Below are 25,309 nucleotides of genomic sequence, written 5' to 3'. Positions count from 1 at the left end.
AAAGGGGGTTGGGGTGCGGGCCTGGGTGATCGGTCGGAGCGGCGCGGGCGCCTGTTCCGGTCCGGTGTCCTTCCCGGCTCCCGAGTACTTAAACCGCGGCGGCGCCGCCGACGATTTCCGAAATTTCCTGGGTGATCGCAGCCTGACGGGCCTTGTTGTAGACCAGGTTCAGCGTGCCGATCAGCTTGGTCGCGTTGTCGCTCGCGGCCTTCATCGCGACCATGCGCGCGGCATGCTCCGAAGCGATGTTCTCGAGCACCGCCTGGTAAACCAGCGATTCGATATAGCGCGTCAGCATGTGTTCCAGCACGGTCGCCGGATCGGGTTCGTACAGGTAATCCCAGTCATGGCGCGCGACCTGCGAATCGGCCGGGGGCAGCGGCAGCAACTGGTCGAACTCGGCGCGCTGCACCATCGTGTTGACGAAGCCGTTATAGGCCAGGAACACGCGGTCGATGTTGCCTGCGCTGTAGCTGTCGAGCATGACCTTGATCACGCCGATCAACTGCTCCAGCTTCGGCGCGTCGCCGAGGTGGGTGACCGAGGCCAGCATGTTGACCTTGATGCGGCGGAAGAACACCGACGCCTTCTGGCCGATCGTGACGACGTCGATCTCGACGCCCTGCTCCTGCCACTTGCGGAATTCGCCGAGCAGCTTGCGGAACAGGTTGTTGTTCAGACCGCCCGCGAGACCGCGGTCCGACGACACGATCACGTAGCCGACGCGCTTCACACCCTTGCGCTCGACCATGTACGGATGCTGGTAGTCGGTGCTGGCCTGCGCCAGATGTCCGATCACCTGCTTCATGACCCGCGCGTACGGGCGCGAGACCTTCATGCGGTCCTGCGCCTTGCGGATCTTGGAGGCCGAGACCATTTCGAGCGCGCGCGTCACCTTGCGGGTGTTCTGCACGCTCTTGATCTTGGTTTTGATTTCTCTGCCGCCTGCCATGTGTCGCTCGCTCTGCTCGCTCGGGTATCGGGGATGGAAAGTCGGGAATCGTCAGAGGCGAGAGCCTCGGGGCGAGACAGCCCCGATTCCCGACATCGATTCCCGGCTTACCAGGTACCGGTCTTCTTGAACTCTTCGATACCGGCCTTGAACTTGCCCTCGATCTCGCCGTCCCAGTTACCGGTGGTATTGACCGAGCGCATCAGATCGCCCTGCGTATTGGCGAAGTGCGCGTGCAGGCCTTCTTCGAACGCGAGGATCTTGTTGACCGGCACGTCGTCGAGGTAACCCTCGTTGACTGCATAGATCGACAGTGCCTCGTCAGCGATCGACATCGGCTGGTACTGCTTCTGCTTCATCAGCTCGGTGACGCGCTGGCCGCGCTCGAGCTGCTTGCGGGTCGCTTCGTCGAGGTCCGACGCGAACTGCGCGAACGCCGCGAGCTCACGATACTGCGCGAGTGCGATACGGATACCGCCCGACAGCTTCTTGATGATCTTCGTCTGCGCGGCGCCACCGACGCGCGAGACCGAAATACCGGCGTTGACGGCCGGACGGATACCGGCGTTGAACAGATCGGTTTCGAGGAAGATCTGGCCGTCGGTGATCGAAATCACGTTCGTCGGCACGAATGCGGACACGTCGCCGGCCTGCGTTTCGATGATCGGCAGCGCGGTCAGCGAACCGGTCTGGCCCTTCACTTCGCCGTTCGTGAACTTCTCGACGTAGTCCTCGGACACGCGCGCGGCGCGCTCGAGCAGGCGGCTGTGCAGGTAGAACACGTCACCCGGGTACGCCTCGCGGCCCGGCGGACGCTTAAGCAGCAGCGAGATCTGGCGGTACGCAACGGCCTGCTTGGACAGATCGTCGTACACGATCAGCGCGTCCTGGCCACGGTCCATGAAGTACTCGCCCATGGTGCAGCCCGAGTACGCCGAGATGTACTGCATCGCGGCCGACTCGGACGCGGTCGCGGCCACGACGATCGTGTGGTCCATCGCACCGTTCTGCTCGAGCTTGCGCACGATGTTCGCAACGGTCGAGTTCTTCTGACCGATCGCGACGTAGACGCACTTGATGCCGGTGCCCTTCTGGTTGATCACGGCGTCGATCGCCATCGCGGTCTTGCCGGTCTGGCGGTCGCCGATGATCAGCTCGCGCTGGCCACGGCCGATCGGGATCATCGCGTCGACCGACTTGTAGCCGGTCTGCACCGGCTGGTCGACCGACTTACGCCAGATCACGCCCGGTGCAACGCGCTCGACCGGAGCGGTCAGCGTGGTGCCCAAGGGGCCCTTGCCGTCGATCGGCTCGCCGAGTGCGTTGACGACGCGGCCGAGCAGCTGCGGGCCGATCGGCACTTCGAGGATGCGACCGGTCGTCTTGGCCACCGCGCCTTCGCGCAGGTGTTCGTAGTCACCGAGCACCACGGCGCCGACCGAGTCGCGCTCGAGGTTCAGCGCGAGCGCATAGGTGTTGCCCGGCAGCTCGATCATTTCGCCCTGCATCACGTCCGCGAGGCCGTGGATGCGCACGATGCCGTCGGAGACCGAGGTCACGGTGCCTTCGTTGCGAGCCTCGGCGGCCAGCTGGACCTTCTCGATGCGGGTCTTGATCAGTTCGCTGATTTCGGACGGGTTGAGCTGCGTCGTAGCCATGGGGTTTCCCTTATGCCGGCGTCGCCGCCGGAGAATTCAATCGTTGGGTCGCGGTTCCGCGCCGGGGGGTCGCAGGCGCCGCGGCCGTGGGTTCAGCGCGCGAGCGCCGACTGGAGCCGTTCAAGCTTTCCGCGCAGCGAGCCGTCGATGACGACGTCGCCGGCGTCGATCAGGGCGCCGCCGATCAGCGACTCGTCGACCGAGGTTTCGACATCGACCTCTCGACCGAAGCGACGCTTCAGCGCGGCGCGGATCGCCTCCAGTTCGGCCGGCTGCATCGGCGCCGCGGAGACGACGCGCGCCTTGACGATGTGTTCGGCTTCGGCGCGCAGCTGCTCGAACAGACCGGCGATCTCGGGCAGGAGTCCCAGCCGGTGATTGTTCGCCAGCAGTTCGAGGAAGCGGCCGAACGTCGGCTCAGCGTCGTCCACCGCGAGCAGGCCGGCTGCGTCTTTCGCCGAGAACTGCGGATGGCTGATCAGCGGAGCCACGCGCGGGTCGGCCGCGACGGAAGCCGCGAAGCGCAGCGCTTGCGTCCAGTGGTCCTGGCGCCCCGCCTCGTGCGCGAGCGAGAACGCTGCACGCGCGTACGGACGGGCCAAAGTGAGGGCTTCGCTCATGTCGATCAGATCTCGGCTGCGAGTTCGTCGAGCAGGGCCTTGTGGGCGCTGGCGTCGACTTCACGGCGCAGGAGCCGCTCGGCACCTGCAACCGCGAGCACCGCGACCTGACGGCGCAGGTCTTCGCGCGCACGGGTAGCGGCGGTGGCGATCTCGGCTTGGGCGAGTTCCTTGGCACGGACCGCTTCGGCCAGCGCCTCGGTGCGGGCCTGCTCGATGATCTGGCTGGCGCGCTGGTGGGCCTGGTCGATGATTTCGTTCGCCTTGCCACGTGCTTCACGCATCGCGGCGTCGGCGCTCTGCTGGGCCTGGGCAAGTGCCTTCTGGCTGTTGTCCGCCGCGGCAAGACCCTCGGCGATCTTCTTCTGACGCTCTTCGATCGCGCTCAGAAGCGGCGGCCAGATCTTGGTCGCGATGATCCAGATGAGGCCGGCGAAGGCCAACGCCTGGGCAATGAGAGTAAGGCCGATGTTCATTGGTAACGCTCTGCCGTTTGGAGTGGTCTGGGGCGCGGCCGTGGCGCACGCCCTTGCGGAAGTCGCGGACCGGCGGATGCCGGCCCGCGTCGACCACGCGCGATCAGCCGACCAGGCGGCTCGTGAACTCGCCGATCAGCGGGTTCGCGAACGCCAGCAGCAGCGCGACAGCGACCGTGATGATGAACGCCGCGTCGATCAGGCCCGCGGTGATGAACATGCGGACCTGGAGCACCGGGATCAGCTCCGGCTGACGGGCGGCGGACTCGAGGAACTTGCCAGCCATGATCGCCAGACCGATACCGGCGCCCAGCGCGGCCAGACCGATCATGATGCCGACGGCCAGAACGGTGTAAGCCTGGACTTGCGCAAGGTTGGCGAGGATGGTTTCCATGGTTTTCTCCGAAACGTGCTTTAGTGGTTTAACGAGGAGGGTGGAACTGGGAACAAGTGGCCAGGCGCCGGCGGCGCCGGGCCCTGTAAATGGTCAGTGCGCGTCTTCCGAGAGGCTCAGGTAGACGATCGAGAGCATCATGAAGATGAAGGCCTGCAGCGGGATCACCAGCAGGTGGAACAGCATCCAGCCGAGGCCGAACAGGCCGCCAGCCAGCGCGCCGATGATGCTGGCGCCGCCGAGCACCCAGATCAGCAGGAAGACGATTTCGCCGCCGAACATGTTGCCGAACAGTCGCATCGCGAGCGAAATCGGCTTGCTGAGCCACTCGACGATGTTGAGGATCAGGTTGAACGGCAGCATCCACTTGCCGAACGGCGCGGTCAGGAACTCCTTCGTGAACCCGCCCAACCCCTTCGCGCGCAGTGCGAAGAACAGCATCAGGAAGAACACGCTGATCGACATGCCGAGGGTGGCGTTGACGTCGGCGGTCGGCACCGGCTTCCAGTAGTGCACGCCGAGTGCCTCGAGCGGCAGCGCGATGAAGTCCGCCGGGATCATCTTCAGCAGGTTCATCATCAGGATCCAGAAGAACAGCGTGATCGCGATCGGCGTCACGAGCTTGCTGGAACCGTGGTACGTGTCCTTCGCCTGCTGGTCGACGAACTCGAGGCAGATCTCGACGAACGCCTGCCACTTGCCCGGGACGCCCGCGGTCGGTCGGCGCGTGGCCATCCAGAACGCGAACACCATCAGCAGGCCCATGAGCAGCGCCGTCACCAGCGTGTCCACGTGCAGCGTCCAGAAGCTTCCTTCCTGCACCTGGAACGTGAGGTTCTTCAGATGGTGCTGGATATAGCCGGTCGGGGTCAGTTCTGCTTCGGCCGCCATAAGTCAGAGATCCACAATTAGATGAATTCAAGTCAGCGACGCAGTGCCACGGCGCCCTGGCCGAGCAGCGCGGCAACCGCGCCTGCGAGCACCGGGAGCGGCGCCAGGCGCCAGACTCCGAAACACAGCACCAGCGCCACCAACACCACTCCCCACCGAACCAGCACGCCGGTGAACCAGCGCACCAGCACCACACCCGCAGGCTGGACCCCGCCGCGGTAGCTGAGCCAAGCTGCCGCGGCATGCGCCACCACCACGGCCGCCCCACCCGCCGCCGCTGCAAGCGCGTAGGCTGCATCAAGGACGAGAAAGGCCAGCGCGACCAGCGTCGTTGCGCCGGCTTGCCAGACGATCGCGCGCGACGCCAGCCGGCGGCCTGCGGTCATCGGATCGTGCACGCAGGTCTCGTCGGTCTGGGGAAGTGGGCGAACCGCCCGGTGAAGCCGCAAAAGTATAGAGCGCCGGCGTTTTTCGGGCAACCAAGCCTGCCCGGGCTCTTGGGCGGGCTGCCCGGCACCGGGATAGGCGGCGGCTATGGCGCCAGGTTGAGGATTCGATTGGACGACGCGCCCACGCCGGGAAGAATGTGAATTGCTCTCATCCAAGGCGCTGCCATACACAGGACCCTGAGCTTCGCCGCCGTGCACTTCTGTGTCGCGTTCCTCGTCGGCTACGCGATGACCGGCAGCGTGCTGGTCGGCAGCGCGCTCGCTCTTGTCGAGCCTGCATTCGACACCGTGGCGTTCTATCTCGACGAGCGCGGGTGGCAGCACATCGAGCGTCGTCGGTCGGCCGAGCTACTCGCTGCGCCGGGATAACTGCTGGCCTGAGTAGGGCCGGAACCAATCTGCACCCGCGTTGTCTTTCAGGTAGCCCACCGATTGCGGTTTCCTCGTCAAGGCATGGCACCGGTGGGCTCAGAAGCCCCGGCCTGAAGCGCCGGGGCTTCTTCGTGAGCGACCAGCGCGCTTGATCGCACGGAATGCGGCACCGCACCGCTCGAGCTGCCATGGCCGTCGCTGGGCACTGGTGCGCAACATCGTCGCGCTGGCGGGTTGCCGCTGCTGCGACTCCCCGCCCGTGCGCGCGTCCTGCGTTTGCTCGCGCTACTTCTTCTTCGGAATGTAGAGGTCGGTGATCGTGCCGTCGTAAACCTCGGCAGCCATGCCGACCGACTCGCTGAGCGTCGGATGCGGGTGGATCGTGTGCCCGATGTCCGTGACTTCGCAGCCCATCTCGATCGCAAGCGCGACCTCGGCGATCAGGTCACCCGCGTGCACGCCGACGATGCCGCCGCCGATCACGCGGTGCGTGGCCTCGTCGAACACGAGCTTCGTAAAGCCCTCGGTGCGCCCGAGGCCGATCGCGCGGCCACTTGCTGCCCACGGGAACTTGCCGACGCCGACCTTGAGCCCCTTGGCCTTCGCTTCGGTCTCGGTCACGCCAACCCAGGCGATTTCCGGATCGGTGTACGCGACCGACGGGATCACGCGGGCGACCCATTCCTTCTTCTCGCCCGCGGCGACTTCGGCGGCGAGCTTGCCCTCATGCGTCGCCTTATGCGCGAGCATCGGTTGGCCGACCAGATCGCCGATCGCGAAGATGTGCGGCACGTTGGTCCGCATCTGCCGGTCGACCGGAATGAAGCCGCGATCGCTGATCTGCACGCCGGCCTTGTCGGCGTCGAGCTTGCCGCCATTCGGCGTACGGCCGACTGCGACGAGCACCCGGTCGAACAGCTGCGCCTCGATTGCGGCGGGCTTGCCTTCCTCGGCGCTTTCGAACGACACCTTCAGCCCGTGCGTCTGCGCCTCGACCTGTGCGGCCTTCGTGCGCAGGTGCACGGCGACGCCCTGCTTCTTCAGGCGCTCGGCCAGCGGCTTGATGAGGTCGGTGTCCGCGCCCGGCATCAACTGGTCCATGAACTCGACGACGGTGACCTCGCTGCCGAGCGCGCGGAAGACCGTCGCCATTTCCAGACCGATGATGCCGCCGCCGACGACGAGGAGTTTCTTAGGGATTTCCGCGAGCTCGAGCGCGTCGGTCGAATCCATCACGCGCGGGTCGTCCCATGGGAACGCCGGCAGCTTCACCGGCTGCGAGCCGGCGGCGATGATGCACTGCTCGAAGCGGATCAGCTTGGCGCCGTCCTTGCCGCTGACCTCGAGCTCGTTCGCCGAGATGAAGCGGCCGGTGCCCTCGACGACGCGCACCTTGCGCTGCTTCGCCATGCCAGCCAAGCCCTTGGTGAGCTGGCCGACGACCTTGTCCTTGTAGGCGCGCAGCGCGTCGAGCGTGATCTTCGGCGCGCCGAAGTCGATGCCGTAATCGCTCGCATGCGCGGCCTCGTCGATCACCGCGGCCGCGTGCAGCAGCGCCTTCGACGGGATGCAGCCGACGTTGAGGCAGACGCCACCGAGCGAGGCGTAGCGTTCGACGAGCACGGTGTCGAGGCCGAGGTCGGCCGAGCGGAATGCCGCGGTGTAGCCGCCGGGCCCTGCGCCGAGCACGAGCATCCGGCATTCGAGGTCCGGGGTACGCCCGCTGGCTGCGGCTGCGGCAGGCGCGTCGCCCGCGACGGCCTTGCCGGTCGCCGGAGCAGCCGAGGCCGGTGCCGCGCTTGCCGGCGCAGCGCCGTAGGACGGGCCGATGCCTGCCGCGGATGCGGGCGCATTCGAGGCAGCAGGCGCGGGCCTGGCCGCGGCTGGCGCAGCGGCCGCGGCATCGGGCGCGGACGCGCCGCCGGATGCAGCGCCCTCGGCCTCGATCACGGCGATCACGCTGCCCTCGGACACCTCGTCGCCGACCTTGACGCGCAACTCGGTGACGACGCCCGCGGCCGAGGCGGGCACTTCCATCGTCGCCTTGTCCGATTCGAGCGTCGCCAGCCCCTGGTCGACCGCCACCGTGTCGCCAAGCGCGACGAGCAGCTCGATCACCGGCACGTTGTCGTAGCCGCCGATATCGGGGACTTTCAGTTCGATCCGCTGCGTCATTGCCTGCCTCTCCTCGGTCGGCGCCGCGTCATCGCGCGTCGCCCGGTTGCGTGTCTTGATGCGTGTCTTGATTGAGGTCTTCGCTCGGCGGGTTCTCGAGCTGCAGGCGCACGTCGTCCTGCGCATCGTTGGACGCGAGCTCCGCACGCTCGCGATGCCCGAGCTGGGCATCGGCCGCCGGCTCGGCGACGTGCGGCACCGGTTTGACCTGCTCGGTCTTCTCGCCGCGCCACGCGGCCAGCGCCGCCTCGCCCTCGTGACCGAACAGGCTGCGGATGTGCAGGTCCTGCTGCGGGAACGGGATTTCGATGCCGTACTTGTTCAGCGCCGTATCGAGCGCCCAGAGGTAAGCGGCATTCACGGCCGACGGGCGCTTGGTGGCCTCGGCATTGAGCCAGACCACGAGCTCGAAGTTCAGGCTGCTGTCACCGAACTCGACCAGCCAGACCTGCGGCCGCCGCGGGCCGTCGAGTGCGAGCGTGAAGGGCACCTCGGCGGCCGCTTCAAGTGCTGCTTTCTTCACCACTTCCTTGTCGCTGCCGTAGGCGACACCGAACTTGACGCGCAGTCGCCGCGACACTTCACGGTGCGTCCAGTTCACGACGCGGCCGCTCACGAACTCGGAGTTCGGCACGAGGATGTCGATGTTGTCGTTCGTGACGATCGTGGTCGCGCGGATATTGATGTCGCGCACTTCGCCGTACACGCCCGACTCGAGTTCGACGAAATCGCCCACTTTCAGCGAGCGGTCGAACAGCAGGATCAGGCCGGAGATGAAATTGCTGAAGATCGCCTGCAGGCCGAAGCCCAAGCCGACGCCGAGCGCACCGGCGAACACGCTGAACTTGCCGATCGGCACGCCCGCGACGTCGAGCGCCACGACGACCGCGATCGCGATGACGAGGTAGTGCAGCACGCGCGAGAGCAGGTACAGCGATGCGCGATTGACGTGCTGGTGGCTGTCGCCGTAGCGCGTGAGCATGCGCTGCAGCACGCGCGAGGCGAACCAGGCGATCGCGATGACGACCAGCGCCGCGATGATGCCGCCGACCGTGATGCTGAGACCGGCGACGTTGACGATCCGGAAATCGAGCAACGCGCCGACCGAATCGAGCCCGCGGTCGGCCGCGGCGCCGGCGGCGTCGCGCATGCCGCGGCCGGTCTGCGCCACGCTCATGCGCCCACCTCCGCTTTGGAGGGGCACGGGCCGCACGACAGGGCCCGACCGCCGCAGCGGCCGGGGGAAACCGGAATCAGAATGCAGCGCGCCATCCGGTTACAGCAGGCTGCGACGCAGGTCGGCGAGCAACTGCGCGAGGTACGCGGTAAAACGCGCGGCCGCGGCGCCGTCGATGACGCGATGGTCGTAGCTCAGCGACAGCGGCAGGATCAGGCGCGGCGCGAACTGCTTGCCGTCCCAGACCGGCTTCATCGCGGACTTCGACACGCCGAGGATCGCGACTTCCGGCGCGTTGACGATCGGCGTGAAGCTGGTGCCGCCGATGCCGCCCAGCGAGCTGATCGAGAAGCAGCCGCCCTGCATGTCGGCCGGGCCGAGCTTGCCGTCGCGCGCCTTCTTTGCAAGCTCCGACGTCTCCTGCGCGATCTGCATCACGCCCTTCTTGTCGACATCGCGGATCACCGGCACAACCAGGCCGTTCGGCGTGTCGGCCGCAAAGCCGATGTGGAAGTACTTCTTGAGCACGAGCGTTTCGCCGGTCGCGTCGAGCGAGGCGTTGAACGTCGGGAACTGCTTCAGCGCCGCGACCGACGCCTTCATCAGGAACGCGAGCATCGTCAGCTTCACCGCGTCCTTGTTGCGCTCGTTTTCCTTGTTGAGCGCGACGCGCAGCGCTTCGAGCTCGGTGATGTCGGCATCGTCGTGCTGGGTGACGTGCGGGATCATCGCCCAGTTGCGGGCGAGGTTCGCGCCGGAGATCTTCTGGATCCGCGTGAGCTCGCGGGTTTCGATCTCGCCGAACTTCGCGAAGTCGACCTTCGGCCACGGCAGCAGGTTGAGGCCACCACCGCCACCGGCCGGCGCCGTCGCGCCTGCCTGGGTCGTGCCGCCCGCCATGACGCCCTTGACGAACTTCTGCACGTCCTCGCGGCTGATGCGGCCGCCGCGTTCGCTGCCCTTGACGCGTGCGAGGTCGACGCCGAGTTCGCGCGCGAACAGGCGCACGGCAGGGCTCGCATACGGGACCTTGTCGGGCATCAGCTCATCGGCGGTGAACGCGACCGGCGGCGTCCGCGGTGCGTCGCCCTCGCCTGAGGCCGCCGCCTGGACGGTATCGGCGACAGCGTTGCGCTGGATCGACTGCTGGGTCAGCGCATTCGGCTGCCCTGATACGACTACCGCATCCGTGCGCACATCGGGCTCGTTGGCGGGCACCGGGCCCGGCACGGCGTCCGGCACCGGCTGCGCGGCGAGCGTCTGCGATGCGCCCGGTGCGGGCTGAGCGCGCGCGGGCTCTTGCTGCGCGGCTCCGCCCTCGGCCGGCTCGATCAGCGCGACGACGCTGCCTTCGGCCAGCTCATCGCCGATCTTGACCTTGAGTTCGCGCACGACCCCCGCGAACGGCGCCGGCACTTCCATGGTCGCCTTGTCCGACTCGAGCGTGACCAGACCCTGGTCGGCCGCGACGGTGTCCCCGACCGCCACCAGCAACTCGATCACGGGCACGCCATCGTAATTCCCGATATCGGGGACGCGTGCTTCCTTCCACTCAGCCATGTCCGGCTCCGCCATGCACGAAAGGACCTATTGTGGCGATCGAGCGTGAACGCGCCAACCTTGAGGTTGGCGCAGCGGGGGCATTCACCGCGTTCGGCAATGCGCAGCCGGGCTGTAAACGTTTGCAGCACGACCATGCGGCGCGGCATGGGGGCTGTGTTCACGGCTCCTGCGCCACGGCGACGCTAGCGTCGGCACGCGAACGGAGCCCGACATGCACCTCAAGCCCGACCAGCGATCGCATTGCGAATCGACACCCGCCGCATCCGCGCGTCGGCCGGTTGTGGCAAGCGATCGCGCGCGGCTGGCTGCGGCAATGTCGTGCCAGTGCCAGGCACGCAGGCAGCCGGCCGATGCCTGAAGGCCCTTCGCTGGTCCTGCTGCGGGAAGCGACCACGCGCTTCGTCGGTCGCCGCGTGCTGCGCGTGGAAGGCAACAGCACCCAGGACATCAACCGCATGCGGGGCCGCACCGTGCGCGCGATCCGCACCTGGGGCAAGCATTTCCTGATCCAGTTCGACGGCTTCGCTCTGCGGGTCCACCTGCTGATGTTCGGCAGCCACCGCATCAACGAGCGCAAGGCGAATTCTCCGATACGCCTGAGCCTGGGCTTCAGCAAGGGTGAGGAACTCAACCTCTACGCATGCTCGGTGCGCTTCATCGAAGGCGATCTGGACGAGCATTACGACTGGAGCGCGGACGTGATGTCCGACGTGTGGGACCCGAAACAGGCGCGCCGGAAGCTGCGCGCGCAGCCCGACACGCTGGTGGCCGATGCACTACTCGACCAGGACCTGTTCGCAGGCGTCGGCAACATCATCAAGAACGAGGTGCTGCACCGCATCCGCGTGCACCCCGAAAGCACGGTCGGCGCGCTGCCACCGCGCAAACTCGGCGAGCTGGTGACGCAGGCGCGCGAGTACAGCTTTGATTTCCTGGCGTGGAAGCGCGAATTCGTGCTGAAGAAAAACTGGCAGGTGCATGCGAAGAAGACCTGCCCACGCGACGGCACGCCGCTGAGCTTCCGGAAGAGCCTGGGCCTGGCCGAGCGCCGCGCGTTCTACTGCGAGGCCTGCCAGAGGCTCTACCGCTGAGGCCCGTGCTCAGGGGTGTTCGGCTTCCAGATGCACGCGCTCGCGGCGCAGCAGATAAAGCCCGCTGGCGACGATGATCGCCGCGCCGATCCAGGTCACCGCATCGGGCAGCACACCCCAGAACATCGCGTCGAGCAGCACCCCCCAGATCAGCGCGGTGTATTCCAGCGGGGCGATCATCGACGCTTCGCCGCGCCGGAACGCCTCGGTGATCGTGTACTGGCCCAGCGCACCGGCCAGGCCGATGCCGGCGATCAGCCAGCCGTCGCTTGCGCGGATCGGCACCCAATCCGGCCACGCAAGCAGGCCTGCGCCGACCGCGATCAGCGTCATCAGCCATACCACCATCGCCTGCGTGCTGTCGGTGCGCGCGAGCACGCGCACGGTGATCGCGCTGACTGCATACATCGTCGCGGCCAGCAGCACGGCAATCGATGCGAGCGTGCCGAGCCCCTCGCCGGTCGGCCGCAGCAGCACGAGCACGCCGATCAGGCCGACCGCGATCGCGGTCCACCGGCGCGGGCCTACGCGCTCGCCCAGGATCGGCACCGACATCGCGGTGACCAGCAGCGGGGCGATGAAGAACAGCGAGTACGCGGTCGACAGCGGCAGCGTGCGCAGCGAATAGACGAACGAGGCCATCATCGCGACGCCGAACACGCCGCGCAGCAGGTGCAGGCGCCAGCGCACGCGCAGCAGCGGGCGCAGGCCGCTCGTGGACGCGGCCCAGACCAGCACGAACGGCAGCGACGCGGCGCCGCGCAGCGCCGCCACCTGGAACGGCGGGTAATGGCCGGCGAGCTGCTTGAGGCCGGCATCCATCACCGAGAACAGCGCCACTGCGGCCAGCATCGCCAGCGCGGCCGTGAACGCGGGCGAACGCCGGGGCTTCGGCGCCGCTCCCGTGCCCCGTTGCGCGTCCCTGTGCTGCCCGATCCTGTCCATCACCTGCCCCGATTGCGAACGCGAAGGCTGACCGCTGCGCGCGTGCAGTTCAATAGCGCAGCACCGACGCACCGCGACCGATGCGGCGCCGCAGCGCCCAGGCGTAGCCGAGGTGGTAGCCGAGCAGCAGCCCGCCGAACGCGAGCAGCCCACCCTGGCGAGCCAGCCATACGGCGTGCCCCGCATCGGCCTGCCATTGCGCCAGGTGCCAGAGCCCGTACCCGATGCGCGCCGCGACGGCCGCGGTCAGCACCAGCACCAGCCAGCGGTTCGGCGTATGGAATATGGCTTCGGGCTCGTGCTCGATGCGTGCGATGTACAGCCCGAGCCAGCCCACGACCAGCCCGGCGGACAGCCCGAGCGCGGCGTATGCGAGCGCCCCGTCGATCCAAATGGTCGCGAACCAAGCGCCGAGCATGAACAGCGCCGCCGACAGCAGCAGCGACCAGGCATTGGCGCGCACCGCCCACGGCCGCGCGCGCCGGCGCGCCCGGCCGCGGCGGTAGCGCTGCCAAACCGCGAGCGGCAGCGTCAGCAGCCACAGCGCGACCAGCAGCGCGAGCCCGAGCGGGATCAGCAGCAGCGGCATCGCGACGGCGCGGCGGGCTTACTGATTCTGCGCGAGCGTCGCGATGTCGATCACGAAGCGGTAGCGCACGTCGTTGCGCACCATGCGCTCGTACGCTTCGTTGATCTGCTCCATTCCGATCAGCTCGATGTCCGACACGATGCCGTGTTCGCCGCAGAAATCGAGCATCTCCTGGGTTTCGGCGATGCCGGCGATCAACGAGCCGGCCAGCTTGCGCCGCTGCATGATCAGCGCGCCCGCCGCGACCGGCAGCGGCTGTTCGGGAATGCCAAGCAGCACCATCGTGCCGTTGAACTTCAGCAGCGTGAGGTAGGCGTTGTAATCGTGCGGCGCGGACGCGGTATCGAGGATCAGGTCGAAGCGGCCGGCATGGCTCTTGAACGCGTTCTTGTCCTGCGTGGCGATGAAATCGTGCGCGCCGAGCGCGAGCGCATCCGGGCGCTTGGATTCGGACGTGCTCAGCACCGTGACGCGCGCACCCATCGCGGCCGCCAGCTTGACCGCCATGTGTCCGAGCCCGCCCAGCCCGACCACGCCGACCTCGTGCCCCGGCCCGGCGCCGAACTGCCGCAGCGGCGAGTAGGTCGTCGCACCCGCGCACAGCAGCGGCGCGGCGCGGTCCAGCGCCATGCCTTCCGGCATGCGCAGCACGTACTTCTCGTCGACCGTGATCTGGGTCGAGTAGCCGCCGTAGGTCGGCGCGCCGGTGTTGCCCTCGCGCGAGTTGTAGGTCGCGGTCATGCCGAGTGCGCAATGCTGTTCGACGCCAGCCAGGCACTGCGGGCACTGCCGGCAGGAATCGACGAAGCAGCCCACGCCGACCGCATCGCCGACCTTGAACCGCTGCACCGCGTCGCCGACACGGCTCACGCGGCCGACGATCTCGTGGCCCGGCACCATCGGGAAGATCGCGCCGCCCCACTCGTCGCGCGCCTGATGCACGTCCGAATGGCAGACGCCGCAGTAGAGAATGTCGATCAGAACCTCGTCCGGGCCCGGCTCACGACGCTCGATCATGAAAGGCGCAAGCGGCGAGCGCGGCTCGTGGGCGGCATAGGCGGCGGTGGGCAGCATGGCGGCAGACCTGACGGGGGAGGCGGGAAGTCTAGCGACGCGGGTGTAGAGGGTGGTCAAGGCGGCCTGTCGCTGCGGGCTCGGTCGAGGCTTCGTGACACCGGCTGGATCCGCCGCCACGCACCGCAGCCGCCTGCCTGGCCCCGGCCACATGCGCTACCCTTCCGGCCCGCTTACTCAGGTGCCCCGCATGCCGTCTTTCGACATCGTGTCCGAAGTGGACACCCACGAACTGACCAACGCCGTCGACCAGGCGAACCGCGAGCTGTCGACGCGCTTCGACTTCAAGGGCGTGGATGCCACGTTCGAACGCGAGGAATCGGTGATCACCGCCAAGGCGCCGAGCGACTTCCAGCTCAAGCAGATGCAGGACATCCTGCGTGCCCGCCTGATCGCGCGCGGCATCGACGTGCGCTGCCTGGAGTTTGGCGACATCGAAACCAACCTCGCCGGAGCGCGGCAGAAGATCACCGTGCAGCAGGGCATCGAGCGCGAACTGGCGAAGAAGATCCAGGCGGCCATCAAGGACGCGAAGATCAAGGTCGACACCCAGATCAACGGCGACAAGCTGCGCGCGACCGGCAAGAAGCGCGACGATCTGCAGGCGGCGATGGCGCTGCTGCGCGCGCAGGAGTTCGAGCGGCCGCTGCAGTTCGACAACTTCCGCGACTGACGATCCGCGATGGACCTGTCAGCACCACGATGCCCCGGGGCGCGGAGAGCGCGGTGAGCCCGCAGCCCGTCGAAGCAGCAGACGAGGCGCCTGAGATCGCAGCGACGCGCATGTGGCTCGAGCGCGTGGTGATCGGGCTCAACCTGTGCCCGTTCGCAAAAGCGGTATACGTGAAGCAGCAGGTAAGGTTCGTGTTGAGCGAAGCGGACACGACCGACGCGCTGCGGTCCGTGCTCGAGGATGAGCTGCGCCTGCTGCACGCGACGCCGGCCGAGGCGATCGACACGACGCTGATCGTGCATCCCCAGGTGCTGCAGGATTTCTACGACTACAACGATTTCCTGGACGAGGCCGATCAGGCGATCGAGGCGCTGGACCTTGCTGGCGAGATCCAGGTGGCGAGCTTCCACCCGGATTACCAGTTCGCGGGCACGGCCTACGACGACGTGGCCAACTGCACGAACCGCTCGCCGCACCCGATGCTGCACCTGCTGCGCGAGGCGAGCGTGGAGCGCGCGGTTGCGGCGTTTCCCGATCCGGATGCGATCGTTGAGCGCAACATCGAGACGATGGAGCGGCTCGGAATCGAGGGGTGGCGCAGGCTGCTCGACTGAACGCGCCGACGCTCAGAGCTGCGGCCAAGCGCCACCGGCGTCAGTGCCGCCCTTCGGCCGAGAAACGGGCGCGGCATTCACCTGCGCCCGTCCCATCATCCGCGGCGCGCCTGCCGCTGCCTCACTTTGCAATCAGAAGCAGCACCGACCGCCCCTGCAGGCCATAGACGACGCCCTCCCCGCCGATCAGCGCCTCGTTGCCCGGCAGCACGAACGCATCCGGCCCGGTGTTCCAGGTGGCGGTATCGGTCACGCGGTACCAGCGCTTGCCGCTGCCGGGCCAAGGCAGCCTGAAGTCCACCTGGCCGGACCACGCGTTATAGGCGACGTAGATCGCGCTTGCCGGATCCCCGAACTCGCTGCCGTCGATGCGCCACGCGATCGCGTGGTTGTCGGGGCTATCGAAGTACGCGGCATCGGCCTGCGCCCCGTCGGGCCGGAACCAGCGCAGCTGTTCCATCACGTTGCCGTTCGCGTCGCTGCCCGAATAGAAGTTCAGCGGGCGCAATGCCGGATGCGCCTTGCGGAACGCGATCAGTCGCGAAGTGAACGTCTGGTGGTTTTGCTCGTACGAATCACGCGTCCACAGCAGCCAGTTCGCCGACGAATCCAGGTTGTACGGGTTGTTGTTGCCGAACTGCGTGCGCAGCGCCTCGTCGCCGCCGTTGAACATCGGCACGCCGGCGCTGAGCATCATCAGCGCCAGGCCCGTGCGTGGTGCCTTGAGCTGCTCGGCCAGCACACCGCCCTGGTCCCAGCTGTGGTTGTCGTTCTCGCCGCCGTCGGACGGCCCATAAGGCCAGGGCTGGTTGTTCTGCTTGGTGTTATAGCTGTACAGGTCCGCGAGCGTGAAACCGTCGTGCGCGACGATGAAGTTCACGGAATGCCATGGCCTGCGGCCATCGTCGCCGTAGAGGTCGGACGAGCCGGAAACGCGCCGCGCCACCTCTCCCGGCGTCACTGCGGCGACGCCCATCTGGTTCTGCTTCTTGCGCAGGCTGTCGCGGTAGCGCCCGTTCCACTCGGCCCAGCCGGACGGGAATCCTCCGACCTGGTAGGAGTTGCCGCCGATCGCCCAGGGTTCGGCGATCAGGTCGATGCCGCTGCCACCGGTCGCGGCACGTGGCGGCAGTTCGCTGCGGATGCGATTGATCGCATTGCCGGAGTCCATCCTGTCGAAGTTGAAGCAGCCGTGCTGGCAGGTGTTGCCGAGCACGGAGGCAAGGTCGAAGCGGAAGCCGTCCACGCCCATGCTGTCGCGCCAGTACGCGAGCGAGTCGACGATCAGGTTCTGCGCGATCGCGTTGCGGGTGTTGTAGTTGCCGCCGACGCCGGTGTTGTCCCACGGGAACTGGTAATCGCTGGTCAGCGAGTAGTACGTCGGATTGTCCAGGCCGCGCCACGACAGGATGTTGTAGACCGTCAGCCCGTCGGTACCGCTCCAGGGGCCGCCCTCGCCGGTGTGGTTGTAGACCGCGTCGACATAGACCTTGATGCCCTTGTCGTGGAACGCCTTGACCATCGCGCGCCATTCGCGCGTCGGGCCGCCAGCCGTCTTGTCGGAGGAATAGCGGCGATCCGGCGCGAAGTAGTTCAGCGTCATGTAGCCCCAGTAGTTGTCGCCTGCACTGGAGCTCGGATCGACGTCGTTGGTGTCGTTCTGGGTTTCCTGCACCGGCAGGAACTCCACCGCGGTGACGCCCAGGCTGGCGAGGTAGCCGGCCTTGTAGGCAGCGCCCGCGTACGTGCCGCGCAGCGATGACGGCACGCTTGTGTCGTTCTTCGTCAGCCCGCGCACATGCACTTCATAGATCACCTCGTCCTTGAACGCGCGCGTGGGCCGGGTGCCGGTCGAGGTGCTGATCGGCGCAAGTACCACACCCTTGCTTGCGCACGGTCCGCTGTCCTTGGCGCGATGCGAGGCGCCGCTCGCGTAGATCGTGCCGTCGGTGCAGGCCGGCGTGTTGGGGTCATGGCTGATTTCCAGCGCGTACGGGTCCAGCAGCAGCTTGTTCGGGTTGAAGCGGTTGCCCTTGGAATCGACGTCGCTGATGAACCCGGTGCTCGTGCCCTTCCTCCAGCTGCTGCTGTAGGGCCAGTTCGGCCCCCAGGCGCGGTAGCCGTAATACACCGGGCCCGATACGCCGTAGGTGTTCTTGAGCGTCGACACCGACACGGTCTTCGACCAGACCTGCGTCGTGCTGTCCTTCGTCAGCACGTAGCGGACGACCTCCTGTGCGCCCTGCGGCGTCTTGTAGATCGCCACCTCGATGCGGCTTGCGCGCGAGGAATACAGGCGGAACGTGATGTTGCTCTGCGTCGAGTCGTACTTCGCTCCGAGGTTCTGACTGTTGATGCCGGCCCGCGCAGACACGCTCGCCAGCGCCAGCAGCGTTGCCAGGATCGCGGTGCAAAGCCGGAAGAACAGATGACCCATGGCGTCGCGCTCCAGTCGTCGGGCCGGTGCCCGCCGGAACTGTCGCCCGATGTGCGAACGCACAACGTCGATGGCGCGTGAGCTGCAATCGTATTCACGAGCGCGGTCGCGTCCCGCAGTAGCCGCGGGTCAATCGAACGGACCGCTTTGCCGTGATCGGTGCACTGCCATGGATGCATGCCCCTTCGAGGAGCACCGATGCAGCAAGTGCCCTGGATGCACGTTCGAGACGCATCGAGGCGTACCCGGAGGTCGATCGATGGCTGTTGGACACGCATGCACGGCCGCCGGGAAGGGGCAGCGCGTGCGCCGCTAACGCTGCCCCCGGGACGCATGGAGCCCGTCCCTGCCCGGCTAGCGTGCGTCCGCCTGCCCCAGCCGCGGCCCGATCAGCTCGCTGGCCTCGGCCAGCGACTCGACAATCCGGTATCCCAGCGCGCGCAGTTCGTCGTCCGGAGCGATGAGGTCGGGCACCTGGATCGGGTGCATGCCGGCGGCCAGTGCCGCGCGCACGCCGGGCTCGGAGTCTTCCAAAACGATGCAGCGCTCCGGGTCGACCCCGAGGCGCTCCGCCGCCAGCCGGTAGATGTCCGGCGCGGGCTTGGGCGAGTCGATATCGCTGCCGGTGATCACCGTATCGAAATACTTCTGCAGCCCCGCGGTCTCGAGCTTCTGCCATGCGCGCTCATGGTTCGAGGACGTCACCACCGCGCGCGTCACGTCCGCGCCGGCCAGCTGTTCGAGCAGCGGCACCAGACCGGACTTGTGCGGCAGGCCGGCCTCGATGCGCTCTGCGAACAGCGCGTCGCAGCACTCGATCAGCGGCTCGGCCTTGGACTTGCCCAGCTGTTCGCACAGCAGGTCGTGCTGGTCGTCCTCGTGCATGCCGACCAGCGACATCCACAGGTCATCGTCGGCCTCCAGGTCGAGCTGCTTGGCCGCCTCACGCCAGCACTCCTGGTGCACGCGCTCGCTGTCGAGCATCAGCCCGTCCATGTCCAGCAGCACCGCTGCGGGTTCGAAACCGATCGCCCTTGCCGTCATTGTCCGCCTCCAAAAAGTGTGTCCAGATCGCGCGGGCCAAGCGCGCGCCATTGCCCTGCCGGCAGTTCACCGAGGTCGAGCCCGCCGATGCGGGGCCGGTGCAACGCCTCGACGTGGTTGCCGACCGCCGCGAACATACGCCGCACCTGGTGATAGCGGCCTTCGGTCAGCGTCAGACGCGCCAGGCGCGGGCCGAGCACTTCGAGCTTTGCCGGGTGCAGCGGCGTGGTTTCCGATTCGAGCAGCAGCGTGCCGTTCGCGAATACCTCGGCCTCGTCGCCGCGCAGGTCCTGCGCAAGCGTCGCGTCGTACACCTTCGCGAGCTTGGCTTTGGGCGAAACGATGCGATGCAGCAGCGCGCCGTCGTCGGTCATCAGCAGCAGGCCGCTGGTGTCGCGGTCCAGCCGGCCGACCGGTGACAGCAGCGGCGATCGCAGCCGGAAGCGCGGCGGCAACAGGTCGTAGATCACGCGGCCCGGATCCTTCGTCGAGCAGGTGTATCCGACCGGCTTGTGCAGCATCAGCACCAGCCCCGCGGGCGCGTCGAGCGGCTCGCCATCGATGCGGATCGCGCCATGCTCGACCTTGTCGTCGGCGTAGAGCACCTCGCCGTCGGCATCGGTGATGCGCCCTTCGCGGAACATCGCGGTGACGTCCTTGCGGCTGCCGTAGCCGAGGTTCGCGATCAGCTTGACGAGCTTCATGCGCGCACCCCTTCGATGACCTTGAAGCCGCCTTCCTGGGCGACGGTGCGCACCTGTGCGAAACCGGAGGCGAGTGCCGATTCGTACGGCAGATGCCGGTTCGCAACCAGCCACAACCGCCCGCGCGGCTGCAGCGACTCGGCAGCGACTTCGATGAAGCGCCGGCCGAGGTCGGGGCGGTCGGCACGGCCCTGCGCATGGAACGGCGGGTTGCTGACGATCACGTCATAGCGCCCCGGCAGGCCGCGGGTGGCGTCGAGCCAGTGAAAGCGCAGCTCGGCACGTGTGGCGTAGCGCTCGAGGTTGAGCCGGGCCAGTTCGAGTGCGCGCGCCTCGGCTTCGATCACGTCGAGCGTGCCGATGCCGGGGCAGCGCTCGAGCAATTCGGCCGACAGATAGCCGAAGCCGGCGCCGAGATCGGCGGCATCGCCCGCAAGCCCGACCGGCAGGTGCGCAGCCAGCAGGCGCGAAGCGGCATCGATGCGGGCCCAGGCGAACACGCCCGGGCGGCTCACGAAGCGGCCGTCCTCGATCGTGCGAGGCGCGTCGAGCTCGGCCCAGGCCTGCGCCAGTGCCGCATCGGCCGGGCCGTCGAGCGGCGCGGTCCAGAACACGCGGCACTTGTGCTTGCCCAGGTGCGAGACGGGCCCGGCGACCGCGGCGAGGTCGGACTCGGCCGAACGCGCGCCTGCATTGTTCGCCACGCAGGCGATGACGCGTCCGCCCGGCGCGGTGCGCGCGATCGCGTTCGCGAACAGTGCGCGCGCCTCGTCGCGCTGACGCGGTGGCAGCACGAGCACGATGGCGTAGCGGCGTGCGGGATCGTGGCCGGTGACCGCAAAGCCGGCTGCCTCGAGCGTGTCGGCATCGGGGCGGAACCCCTGTTCGCAGACCAGGCCCGGCCGCCGGTGCAGTGCGACGCCATGACTTGCACGCAGAAACAACGCGCCGTCCGTGGGCCATTCGAGCAGGCCCTCGTCGAACGGCAACATCAGGGTATCGAGCACGCGCCCGGTGTCGGAAGCCATCGCAATCACAACCATCGTGGGGCCGCGATTCTAGTCGAGCCGATGTGCCCATCCGGTCGGCATTGCTTGCGTTCGCGCAAAGCCAACGCGGACTTCATGCGTGGCCAACAGGGCCAGGCACACACTGGCCCTGTCCCGGTTGCTGGAGCACATGCGATGACGCGAGCCCTTTTTGTTGGCGGCACGGTCGACAACGCCGAACTGGATCTTGAAGTCCAGGGCAGGCAGCCGCCGATGCACTACCCGGAGAACAGCGGCGCAGGCCGGCCGCGCTACCGCCTGCACCATGTCGGCATGCGCGAAGGCGAAGTCGCCTATGCCGTGTACGGCGCGCCCGAGATGGCCGACGCCGATATCGTGCGCATCAGCGACGAGCGCGACTATCCGCGACGCTTCAGCGCCGAACCGCAACCGGTGCAGCCGGGCAACACGTTCCACTGAGCATTGACCGAGGCGCGCCGGCCGCATCAGCGGCGCGGCGCGCCGCCGGGCGAAGGTGACCGCGTCGCAGCCGGCACAATGGGGCCGCGCATCGGTGCGCCGGTCTTCGCGTCAGCCTCCGGCGTCACCCGCCAGATCACATTGCCTACGTCATCGGCGACCAGGATCGCGCCGTCGCGCGCAACTTCCACGCCGACCGGTCGGCCGAACGCGTCATCCTGCCCCTTCCCGAGAAAGCCGGTCAGCACATCGCGCGGCATGCCGGCAGGGCGTCCATCGGCAAACGGCACGTACACGACCTTGTAGCCGCTCGGCGGCCGGCGGTTCCATGAGCCGTGCTGGCCGATCAGTGCGCCACCGGAGAACTGCGGCATCAGATCAGCCTCGTAGAACGTGAAGCCCAGCGAAGCCGTGTGCGGGCCCAGCGCGTAGTCGGGCTTGATCGCGCGTGCGACGAGGTCAGGCCGCTGCGGCTCGACGCGCACATCGACGTGCTGGCCGAAGTAGCTGTACGGCCAGCCGTAGAAGCCGCCGTCGCGCACCGAGGTGATGTAGTCGGGCACGAGGTCGCTGCCGATCTCGTCGCGCTCGTTGACCGCAGCCCACAGCTGGCCGGTGACGGGCTCCCAGTCCATGCCGACCGGATTGCGCATGCCCGATGCGAAGACGCGGCTGCGGCCTGTCGCAATGTCGATCTCGTGGATCGCCGCGCGCCCCTGCTCGACCTGGACGCCGTGCTCGGCGACGTTGCTGTTCGAGCCGACGCCGACATACAGGCGCTGGCCATCCGGACTGGCCACCAGACTTTTCGTCCAGTGGTGGTTGATCGGCCCACCGGGCAGCGTCGCGAGCGTTTCCGGCGCAACCGTGATGCGCATGTCGCCCGGCCGGTACGGCACGCGCACCACCGCATCGGCGTTGGCGACGTAGAACATGCCGTCGACCAGCGCCATGCCGAACGGTGAATTCAGGCCGGTCAGGAATGGCGATCGCTCGTCGGCCACGCCATCGCCATCGGTATCGCGCAGCAGCGTGATGCGGTTTGCGCTCGGCACCGCGGCGCCGGCTTTTTTCATCACGAGCTTCATCGCGAACTTGCGCAGCGAAGGTGGCGTGTCCTTCGGCGGTGCGTTCGTTTCGGCAACCAGCACGTCCCCGTTCGGCAGCACGTACAGCCAGCGCGGATGATCGAGCCCGGTCGCGAATGCGTTGACCTTCAGGCCCGGCGCCGCAGTCGGCATCCGGCCCTGCGGCCAACCGACGGCGTTTGGCGGATTGACGACCGGGATCAGCGCGCGCTCCGGCGGCGGCAACACCGGGTCGGGCCCGGTGCCCTCATCGACCGTCAGTTCGGCCGTCCCCGCGCAGGCCGTGATGATCAGCGCGGTCGCTGCGGCGAGCGCAGCCCGGTGCGGTGAGGCAAGGCGCAGGCGTGTCATCGGTCCGGCCTCGTGGGGACTGACTCTGGAGGCTGCCGTGCGGGACGTGAATGCGGCGCGTTGCCGCGTCCGTCAGCGGTTTCGCGCCGGCCAGCCCGCTCAATCACCGCCAGCTCATCGGTGCCAGGTTCAATGCGCGACAGCGATTACCTGGTTTCGATCGCGCGGTTTCAATCGACCGACCTCGTCACGCGATTTCGCTCATCCGACCTCAATCCCGCCAGCGCCACTCGAACCCTGCGAGCCAGTGCCGGTCCGGCGCGGGTTCGTAATGGCGGCCGTTGCTTTCGTTGACGATGATCGAACCCGCATAGCGCCGGTCGGCGAGGTTCTGCACCGCGACGAACACGCGTCCGTCGCCGCTTTCGCTGCGGACGCCGTAGCCGACGCTGGCCCCGAACACGGCATACGCCGGCGCGCGCTCGTCCCGCGTCTGCGCGACCGGCACTGCGCCGAGGTACTGGCCATCGACGCGCGCCTGCCATCCGGTCTCACCGCCCCAGTGCAACGCGACGGCCGCACTGGTGCGCGGCACGCCCGGGATGCGGCGGCCGGCCGGCACCAGAAGATCGGGTGACCTGCACGGCACGCCGCTGCAGGTGAGGAACGCATCGACGAAACGCGCATCGAGATACGTCGCCGCAAGCCACGCACGCAGCCCCGGCGCCAGCGGCAGCATCGCCGACAGCTCGACGCCGCGCCGGCGCGCGCGCCCGGCGTTCTGGAACGTGGTGCGGCCACCGGCGCTGGTCGCGGCCGTGATTTCCTGGCGCGTATCGGCGCGGAACACCGCAAGCTCCGCGCGCAGCCCGTCGTCGCGATCGAGCTTGAGGCCGGCCTCCGCGCTGCGCGTGCGCGCCGGCTGCAGTTCGAAGTTGAGCCCGCTGCCACCGTCGCCGCGATAGCTGATCTCGTTGAACGTCGGCGTCTCGAAACCTTCGCCGTACGCCGCATATGCATGCAGCGCCGGCCGCAGCCGCACGCTGGCGCCCAGCACGGGCGAGACCGCGTCGTAGCGCACGCGCCCGCTGTCATCGGGATTGCGCTCGGTGATGAAGCGGTCGTCGGAGCGGAACCTGACCTCGCTGCGACGCATGCCGGCCATCAGCGACCACGCATCGTGTGGGCGCCACAGCATCTGCGCGTACTGGTCGAACGACTCGACGGTGTCGTACTGCCGCAGCCGCAACGCACCGCGCACGCCAAGCTGATCGCCGACGAAATTCTCGAAGCCGCTGCGGTCCTGCTGCTGGCGATCGTGCGCAAGGCCGACCGTCCACTCGACCGGCTGCCCGGCGAGCTGGCGCTGCACGGTCCAGCGCGCATCGACGCCGCGGTACGGCGATTCGAACGCGATGATGCCGCCGCCACTGAGCGGGCTGCGCTGGGTACCGACCGGGATCGACAGCACCTGCGAGACCTCACGTTCGCCGCCATACGCGAGCACACGCAGGCGCGAGGCCGGGTCGAACTCGTGCTCGTAGACCGCACCAAGCTGGCGCTGGCGCACGCTCTTGCGGGTATCGAACGCGAGCGCGCCGGCGCTGGCCTGCCGCGGATCCGTGTCGAACTGCGCGCGCGTCAGCCCCTGCGGATCTTCGATGTCCGGGGCATGCAGCACGTTCGCGACCAGCGTGAGCCGGCCCGAATCGCCGAGGGCGATGTTCGCCTTGCCGTTGAACGACTCGCGCGTCGCGCGGCTGTGCTCGCGATAGCCGTCGCTGTCGAACCGGGTGATGCCGACGCGGTAATCGACACGCTCGAACGCGTCGTTCGCGGTCAGCCCGAGCCGTCGCTGTCCGTAGCCGCCGAACACCGCGCTCGCCTCGACCTCGCCGGGCGCTTGCCCGTCGGCGGTGAACAGCTGCAGCACGCCACCGGAGGCGTTGCCATACAGCGCCGAGAACGGCCCGCGCAGCACTTCGATGCGCTCGGCGGTCGCAAGCTGGAAATGCGACAGCTGCCCCTGGCCGTCCGGCATCGTCGCGGGGATGCCGTCGAGGTACAGCCGCACGCCGCGGATGCCGAAGGCCGAGCGCGTGCCGAAGCCGCGGATCGACACCTGTTCGTCCTGCGCGTAGTTGTGACGGTTGCGCGCCAGCAGCCCCGGCACGAGCGCGAGCTTTTCCGACAGCGACACGCCCAGCGTCGCGCTGTCGAGCAGCTCCGCGTCGACCACGCTGATCGCGGCCGGCACCGCCGCGGTCGGCTGCGCACTGCGCGTCGCGGTCACCTGCAGGCGGTCGAGCGTGCGTGGCTCGGCGTCCTGCGGACCGGCCCATGCGGGCAGCGGCGCGGCCGCAAACGCGAGCAACAGCAATCCCGACCGGTGCGATTGCGCGGTCGACAGCGGTTTGGATTCAAAACAGGACATCGGTGATCCGGGCAGCGACAGGCCGCCAGCGTAACGGCGACGGTGTCGACACTGGTACACGCGCCGCTTCACCCGGGTTTTCCGCGGCCCCGCCTAGGCTGCGGTGGCCGTCCCTGCGGAGACCGATCG

General features: G+C 67.9%; 24 protein-coding genes. 5 read left to right on the top strand and 19 right to left on the bottom strand.

The window, feature by feature from the left end:
• Positions 1-88: 88 nt before the first annotated feature.
• The 7 genes from atpG to ACFFGH_RS17965 all read right to left on the bottom strand — a co-directional run bounded on the left by atpG (position 89) and on the right by ACFFGH_RS17965 (position 5,389).
• Positions 89-952 (bottom strand): F0F1 ATP synthase subunit gamma, encoded by an 864-nt coding sequence (gene atpG / locus ACFFGH_RS17995; RefSeq protein WP_386670780.1) that lies wholly within the window; start codon positions 950-952, stop codon positions 89-91.
• 107 nt (positions 953-1,059) lie between these two features.
• Positions 1,060-2,610: a F0F1 ATP synthase subunit alpha gene (atpA, locus tag ACFFGH_RS17990; RefSeq protein WP_386670778.1), complete on the bottom strand. Its 1,551-nt coding sequence runs from the start codon at positions 2,608-2,610 to the stop codon at positions 1,060-1,062.
• A gap of 92 nt (positions 2,611-2,702) precedes the next feature.
• Positions 2,703-3,230 carry a F0F1 ATP synthase subunit delta gene (locus tag ACFFGH_RS17985; RefSeq protein WP_386670776.1) on the bottom strand — a complete coding sequence of 176 codons (528 nt, stop codon included), beginning with the start codon at positions 3,228-3,230 and terminating at the stop codon, positions 2,703-2,705.
• Between the two features lie 5 nt (positions 3,231-3,235).
• Entirely contained in the window at positions 3,236-3,706 is a 471-nt protein-coding gene (locus ACFFGH_RS17980) for a F0F1 ATP synthase subunit B (RefSeq protein ID WP_386670774.1), read from the bottom strand.
• A 103-nt stretch (positions 3,707-3,809) separates the two neighbouring features.
• Entirely contained in the window at positions 3,810-4,100 is a 291-nt protein-coding gene (gene atpE, locus ACFFGH_RS17975; RefSeq protein ID WP_386670772.1) for a F0F1 ATP synthase subunit C, read from the bottom strand.
• Positions 4,101-4,193: 93 nt separating this feature from the next.
• Positions 4,194-4,991, bottom strand: a complete 798-nt coding sequence (gene atpB, locus ACFFGH_RS17970) for a F0F1 ATP synthase subunit A (protein ID WP_386670770.1) — start codon at positions 4,989-4,991, stop codon at positions 4,194-4,196.
• Between the two features lie 32 nt (positions 4,992-5,023).
• Complete coding sequence (locus ACFFGH_RS17965; protein ID WP_386670768.1) at positions 5,024-5,389, bottom strand: hypothetical protein; 366 nt, start codon at positions 5,387-5,389, stop codon at positions 5,024-5,026.
• Positions 5,390-5,581: 192 nt separating this feature from the next.
• On the opposite strand from ACFFGH_RS17965, the gene ACFFGH_RS17960 reads away from it, so the two are divergent.
• Positions 5,582-5,809 carry a DUF2061 domain-containing protein gene (locus tag ACFFGH_RS17960; RefSeq protein ID WP_386671276.1) on the top strand — a complete coding sequence of 76 codons (228 nt, stop codon included), beginning with the start codon at positions 5,582-5,584 and terminating at the stop codon, positions 5,807-5,809.
• A gap of 288 nt (positions 5,810-6,097) precedes the next feature.
• Here ACFFGH_RS17960 and lpdA read toward each other — a convergent pair whose 3' ends face one another.
• From lpdA to ACFFGH_RS17945, 3 genes are all read right to left on the bottom strand, one after another.
• On the bottom strand, positions 6,098-7,987 hold the full coding sequence (lpdA, locus tag ACFFGH_RS17955; protein WP_386670766.1) for a dihydrolipoyl dehydrogenase: 1,890 nt from the start codon (positions 7,985-7,987) through the stop codon (positions 6,098-6,100).
• Between the two features lie 28 nt (positions 7,988-8,015).
• Positions 8,016-9,164, bottom strand: coding sequence for a mechanosensitive ion channel family protein (locus ACFFGH_RS17950; protein ID WP_386670764.1), 1,149 nt, complete (start codon positions 9,162-9,164; stop codon positions 8,016-8,018).
• 99 nt (positions 9,165-9,263) lie between these two features.
• Positions 9,264-10,724, bottom strand: coding sequence for a dihydrolipoyllysine-residue acetyltransferase (locus ACFFGH_RS17945; RefSeq protein WP_386670762.1), 1,461 nt, complete (start codon positions 10,722-10,724; stop codon positions 9,264-9,266).
• 353 nt (positions 10,725-11,077) lie between these two features.
• Here ACFFGH_RS17945 and ACFFGH_RS17940 point away from each other — a divergent pair, with 353 nt between their 5' ends.
• Positions 11,078-11,818, top strand: coding sequence for a DNA-formamidopyrimidine glycosylase family protein (locus tag ACFFGH_RS17940; protein ID WP_386671274.1), 741 nt, complete (start codon positions 11,078-11,080; stop codon positions 11,816-11,818).
• Positions 11,819-11,827: 9 nt separating this feature from the next.
• Here ACFFGH_RS17940 and ACFFGH_RS17935 read toward each other — a convergent pair whose 3' ends face one another.
• The 3 genes from ACFFGH_RS17935 to ACFFGH_RS17925 form a co-directional block, all read right to left on the bottom strand.
• Positions 11,828-12,670 carry a DMT family transporter gene (locus tag ACFFGH_RS17935; RefSeq protein ID WP_386671272.1) on the bottom strand — a complete coding sequence of 281 codons (843 nt, stop codon included), beginning with the start codon at positions 12,668-12,670 and terminating at the stop codon, positions 11,828-11,830.
• Positions 12,671-12,812: 142 nt separating this feature from the next.
• Positions 12,813-13,352 (bottom strand): DUF1453 domain-containing protein, encoded by a 540-nt coding sequence (locus ACFFGH_RS17930; RefSeq protein WP_386670760.1) that lies wholly within the window; start codon positions 13,350-13,352, stop codon positions 12,813-12,815.
• An 18-nt stretch (positions 13,353-13,370) separates the two neighbouring features.
• Positions 13,371-14,426 (bottom strand): NAD(P)-dependent alcohol dehydrogenase, encoded by a 1,056-nt coding sequence (locus tag ACFFGH_RS17925; RefSeq protein WP_386670758.1) that lies wholly within the window; start codon positions 14,424-14,426, stop codon positions 13,371-13,373.
• A gap of 190 nt (positions 14,427-14,616) precedes the next feature.
• Between ACFFGH_RS17925 and ACFFGH_RS17920 the strand changes: the two genes are divergently transcribed.
• Together ACFFGH_RS17920 and ACFFGH_RS17915 are read left to right on the top strand one after the other, a co-directional pair.
• Positions 14,617-15,099 carry a YajQ family cyclic di-GMP-binding protein gene (locus ACFFGH_RS17920; RefSeq protein WP_386670756.1) on the top strand — a complete coding sequence of 161 codons (483 nt, stop codon included), beginning with the start codon at positions 14,617-14,619 and terminating at the stop codon, positions 15,097-15,099.
• A gap of 53 nt (positions 15,100-15,152) precedes the next feature.
• A complete protein-coding gene (locus tag ACFFGH_RS17915; RefSeq protein ID WP_386670754.1) occupies positions 15,153-15,713 on the top strand; it encodes a DUF1415 domain-containing protein in 561 nt (186 codons plus the stop codon).
• Positions 15,714-15,834: 121 nt separating this feature from the next.
• Here the strand turns inward: ACFFGH_RS17915 and ACFFGH_RS17910 are convergent, their stop codons facing one another.
• From ACFFGH_RS17910 to ACFFGH_RS17895, 4 genes are all read right to left on the bottom strand, one after another.
• Positions 15,835-18,150 (bottom strand): glycogen debranching protein, encoded by a 2,316-nt coding sequence (locus tag ACFFGH_RS17910; protein ID WP_386670752.1) that lies wholly within the window; start codon positions 18,148-18,150, stop codon positions 15,835-15,837.
• A gap of 354 nt (positions 18,151-18,504) precedes the next feature.
• On the bottom strand, positions 18,505-19,194 hold the full coding sequence (locus ACFFGH_RS17905; protein WP_386670750.1) for an HAD family hydrolase: 690 nt from the start codon (positions 19,192-19,194) through the stop codon (positions 18,505-18,507).
• Positions 19,191-19,898: a pseudouridine synthase gene (locus ACFFGH_RS17900; RefSeq protein ID WP_386670748.1), complete on the bottom strand. Its 708-nt coding sequence runs from the start codon at positions 19,896-19,898 to the stop codon at positions 19,191-19,193. Before ACFFGH_RS17900 ends, ACFFGH_RS17905 begins: the two co-directional genes overlap by 4 nt.
• Positions 19,895-20,926 (bottom strand): class I SAM-dependent methyltransferase, encoded by a 1,032-nt coding sequence (locus tag ACFFGH_RS17895; protein ID WP_386670746.1) that lies wholly within the window; start codon positions 20,924-20,926, stop codon positions 19,895-19,897. The genes ACFFGH_RS17900 and ACFFGH_RS17895 overlap by 4 nt, the downstream gene beginning before the upstream one ends.
• A gap of 156 nt (positions 20,927-21,082) precedes the next feature.
• On the opposite strand from ACFFGH_RS17895, the gene ACFFGH_RS17890 reads away from it, so the two are divergent.
• A complete protein-coding gene (locus ACFFGH_RS17890; protein ID WP_386670744.1) occupies positions 21,083-21,367 on the top strand; it encodes a hypothetical protein in 285 nt (94 codons plus the stop codon).
• 26 nt (positions 21,368-21,393) lie between these two features.
• Here ACFFGH_RS17890 and ACFFGH_RS17885 read toward each other — a convergent pair whose 3' ends face one another.
• The gene (locus ACFFGH_RS17885) at positions 21,394-22,806 is read right to left on the bottom strand and encodes a PQQ-dependent sugar dehydrogenase (RefSeq protein ID WP_386670742.1); all 1,413 of its coding nucleotides are present in this window, start codon (positions 22,804-22,806) and stop codon (positions 21,394-21,396) included.
• Between the two features lie 211 nt (positions 22,807-23,017).
• On the bottom strand, positions 23,018-25,180 hold the full coding sequence (locus ACFFGH_RS17880) for a TonB-dependent receptor family protein (RefSeq protein WP_386670741.1): 2,163 nt from the start codon (positions 25,178-25,180) through the stop codon (positions 23,018-23,020).
• Between the last annotated feature and the right edge of the window lie 129 nt (positions 25,181-25,309).

Source organism: Lysobacter korlensis, from assembly GCF_042434515.1.
The sequence above is the reverse complement of the archived record's forward strand: the minus strand, read 5'-3'. Positions and strand labels throughout refer to the sequence as shown.